We start from the raw sequence: 3,155 nt of genomic DNA, 5'->3' as shown, positions 1-3,155 counted from the left end.
GTGCAAAGCCTTGCGCCACAAAGAAAAAACCGTCCGCGACGGCATGTCGCGGACGGTTTCGACGTCAATCGGCGGTTGTCCGTAGACGGTGTCAGGCCGCCTTGCCGCTCACCGGGCCGAACGACAGCGATTCGTAGCGCCGCAGGTGGTGGTCGACCGAGCCGAACAGGCCTTCGATGATCGAAGCGCGCTTGAAGTAGTGGCCGATCGCCAGCTCGTCGGTCATGCCCATGCCGCCGTGAATCTGGATGGCGTTCTGGCCCACGAACTTGCAGGCCCGGCCGATGCGGACCTTGGCGGCCGATACGGCCTTGGCGCGCTCGTCGTCGCTCTCGTCCAGCTTGATGGTGGCCATGTAGGTCATCGACACGGCCTGCTCGACCTCGATGAACATGTCGACCATCCGGTGCTGCAGCACCTGGAAGTTGGAAATGGCGGTGCCGAACTGCTTGCGCTGCTTGGCGTAGTCCAGCGTGCCCTCGTGCAGCTTGCGCAGCACGCCCACGGCTTCCGCGCCGACGGCGGCCGTGGCCTCGTCCAGCACCTTGTTGACCAGCGGCAGGCCAGCGCCCTCCTCGCCGATCAGGGCGTCGGCGGGGATCGAGACGTTCTCGAAATAGACTTCCGAGGCGCGGCCGCCGTCGACCGTGGGATAGTCGCGGGTGACGATGCCCGGCAGGCTCTTGTCGACCAGGAACACAGAGACGCCGCCGGTGTCGCGCTGGGCGCCGCCGGTGCGGGCGGTGACCACCAGATGCGTGGCGAACGGCGCGCCGACCACGACGGCCTTGTGGCCGTTCAGGACGTAGCCGGAGCCTTCCTTCTTGGCCGTGGTCTTCAGGTCCTGCCAGGTGTAGCGGCCCTGCGGCTCGGCATAGGCGAAGGCGATGGTGGTCGTGCCCGCCACGACGCCCTCGATCACCGAGGCCGCGCCGGCATAGCCCGAGTGCTTCATGAAGCCGCCGCCGATCACCACGGTGCCCAGATAGGGCTCGATGACCAGCGCTTTGCCGAACTCCTCCATGATGATCATGTTGTCGATGGCGCCGCCGCCCAGGCCGCCCAGCTCTTCGCTGAACGAGGCGCCCAGGATGCCCAGCTCCTCGGCGAAGGCCTTCCAGTAGTCGGCGCGCCAGCCGCTCTCGGAAGCCACGATTTTGCGGCGGGTCTCGAAGTCGTACTTGTCCTGCAGGAAGCTCGCGACCGTGTCGCGGACCATCGACTGCTCTTCGGTGAAGTTGAAGTCCATGAGGCGTTTCCTCTTATGGCTCCCCGTCGGGGAGTTTGATCGGCGTTCTTGTGTCCTTCTCCCCTTGCGGGAGAAGGTGGCGTCCGAAGGACGTCGGATTAGGGGTCGCGCCGGTCTATCGGCGGGCGTCCCGCGCAGCAGACCGCGCCTTCAACCCCTCATCCGTCGCTTCGCGACACCTTCTCCCGCAAGGGGAGAAGGGGAAATCAAATCAGAGCCCCAACACCATCTTGGCGATGATGTTGCGCTGGATCTCGTTGGAGCCGCCGTAGATCGACGTCTTTCGGACGTTGAAATAGGTCGGGGCGGCGCGGTGGGCGAAGTCGGGGCCGATCGGGTGGGCGTTGTCGCCGTCGGTCGGGAAGCCGCGGAAGTACGGCGCGCCGTAGTGGCCGGCGGCCTCGAGCACCAGCTCGGTGATCCGCTGCTGGATCTCGGTGCCCTTGATCTTCAGGACCGAGGATTCCGGACCAGGGCCCTTGCCGGCGGCTTCACCGGCCAGGGTGCGCAGTTCGGTGTATTCCAGGGCCGTCAGGTCGATCTCCAGGTCGGCGACCTTGCGCTTGAAGTCCGGGTCGGTCAGCAGCGGCTGGCCGTCATCGCCCAGCTCGGCCTGGGCGATCTGGCGGATGCGCTCGATGCCGCGCTTGGAGCGCGCCACGCCGGCGATGCCCGACCGCTCGTGGGCCAGCAGGAACTTGGCGCAGGTCCAGCCCTTGTTTTCATCATAGATACGGTTCTCGACCGGCACCTTGACGTTCTCCAGCCAGACCTCGTTGACCTCGTGCTCGCCGCCCAGGGTGATGATCGGCCGCACGGTCACGCCCGGCGACTTCATGTCGATCAGCAGGAACGAGATGCCTTCCTGGATCTTGGCGGTCGGGTCGGTGCGGACCAGGCAGAAGATCCAGTCTCCGTGCTGGGCCAGGGTGGTCCAGGTCTTCTGGCCGTTGACCAGGTAGTATTCCTTGCCGTCGTCGCCGGTGAAGCGCTCGGCCTTGGTCTTCAGGCTGGCCAGGTCCGAACCCGCGCCCGGCTCGGAATAGCCCTGGCTCCACCAGATGTCGCCCGACAGGGTCGGCGGCAGGAACCGCTCCTTCTGCTCGGGCGTGCCGAAGGTGTAGATCACCGGTCCGACCATGTTGATGCCGAACGGCAGGATCGGCACGCAGTCGGCGCGGGCGGTCTCTTCGGACCAGATGTAGCGCTGGACCGAGGTCCAGCCCGGGCCGCCGTATGTCTCCGGCCAGGCCGGGGCGACCCAACCCTTCTTGGCCAGGACGCGGTGCCAGGACAGGAAGTCTTCCTTGGCCATCTCCTCGCCCTCCTCCTGCTTTTCGCGCAGGCCGGCGGGGTAGTTCTCGGCGATGAAGGCGCGCACCTCGTCGCGGAACGCGACGTCTTCGGGCGAGAAATCGAGGTTCATGGCGGGCTCCCGGAAATCGGCCCTCTTGGGGGCCGTCTTTGATCTTCGGAAGTCACCTTAGAGTTCGAACGAGCGTTTGGAAAGATGACCTTAGCGTCAACGTAAACATTGTTCAGGTTGGCGCCGATCGCGGCCTAGCGGACCTCGCAGGCCAGGCGCACCAAGGCCAGGGCGGTCACCCCGCCCACGCCCTCTTCCTCGGCGATGTCCAGATTGATCAGCGGCCGCTTGCCCAGCGCCTCCAGCAGGCGGGCATGGCCCCTGGCGGTCCCGACATGGCCGGCCTGGCAGTGGGCGATCAGGGCCGGGTCGAGGGCGTGCAGCACGGCGGCGGCGGCGCAGGCGGCGTAGCCGTCCAGCAAGACGGGGACCTTCTGGACCCGGGCGGCCAGGATCGCGCCGACCAGGGCGGCGGTCTCGCGTCCGCCCAGCTGGCGCAGGGCCGCGAGCGGATCGGACAGATCGTCCTCGGCCGCGGCG

At 66.8% G+C, this 3,155-nt stretch carries 3 protein-coding genes; all 3 read right to left on the bottom strand.

What is annotated here, in order from left to right:
- Positions 1-91 precede the first annotated feature (91 nt).
- Positions 92-1,249: an acyl-CoA dehydrogenase family protein gene (locus tag WAL33_RS17035; RefSeq protein ID WP_422182712.1), complete on the bottom strand. Its 1,158-nt coding sequence runs from the start codon at positions 1,247-1,249 to the stop codon at positions 92-94.
- Between the two features lie 211 nt (positions 1,250-1,460).
- Positions 1,461-2,675: an acyl-CoA dehydrogenase family protein gene (locus tag WAL33_RS17030; protein WP_422182711.1), complete on the bottom strand. Its 1,215-nt coding sequence runs from the start codon at positions 2,673-2,675 to the stop codon at positions 1,461-1,463.
- A gap of 134 nt (positions 2,676-2,809) precedes the next feature.
- Positions 2,810-3,155, bottom strand: a 346-nt coding sequence (locus tag WAL33_RS17025; protein ID WP_422182710.1) for a nicotinate-nucleotide--dimethylbenzimidazole phosphoribosyltransferase, incomplete at its 5' end; no start/stop codon positions are given.

The sequence above is a fragment of the Caulobacter sp. genome (genome assembly GCF_049283275.1).
GTDB lineage: Bacteria > Pseudomonadota > Alphaproteobacteria > Caulobacterales > Caulobacteraceae > Caulobacter.
The sequence above is the reverse complement of the archived record's forward strand: the minus strand, read 5'-3'. Positions and strand labels throughout refer to the sequence as shown.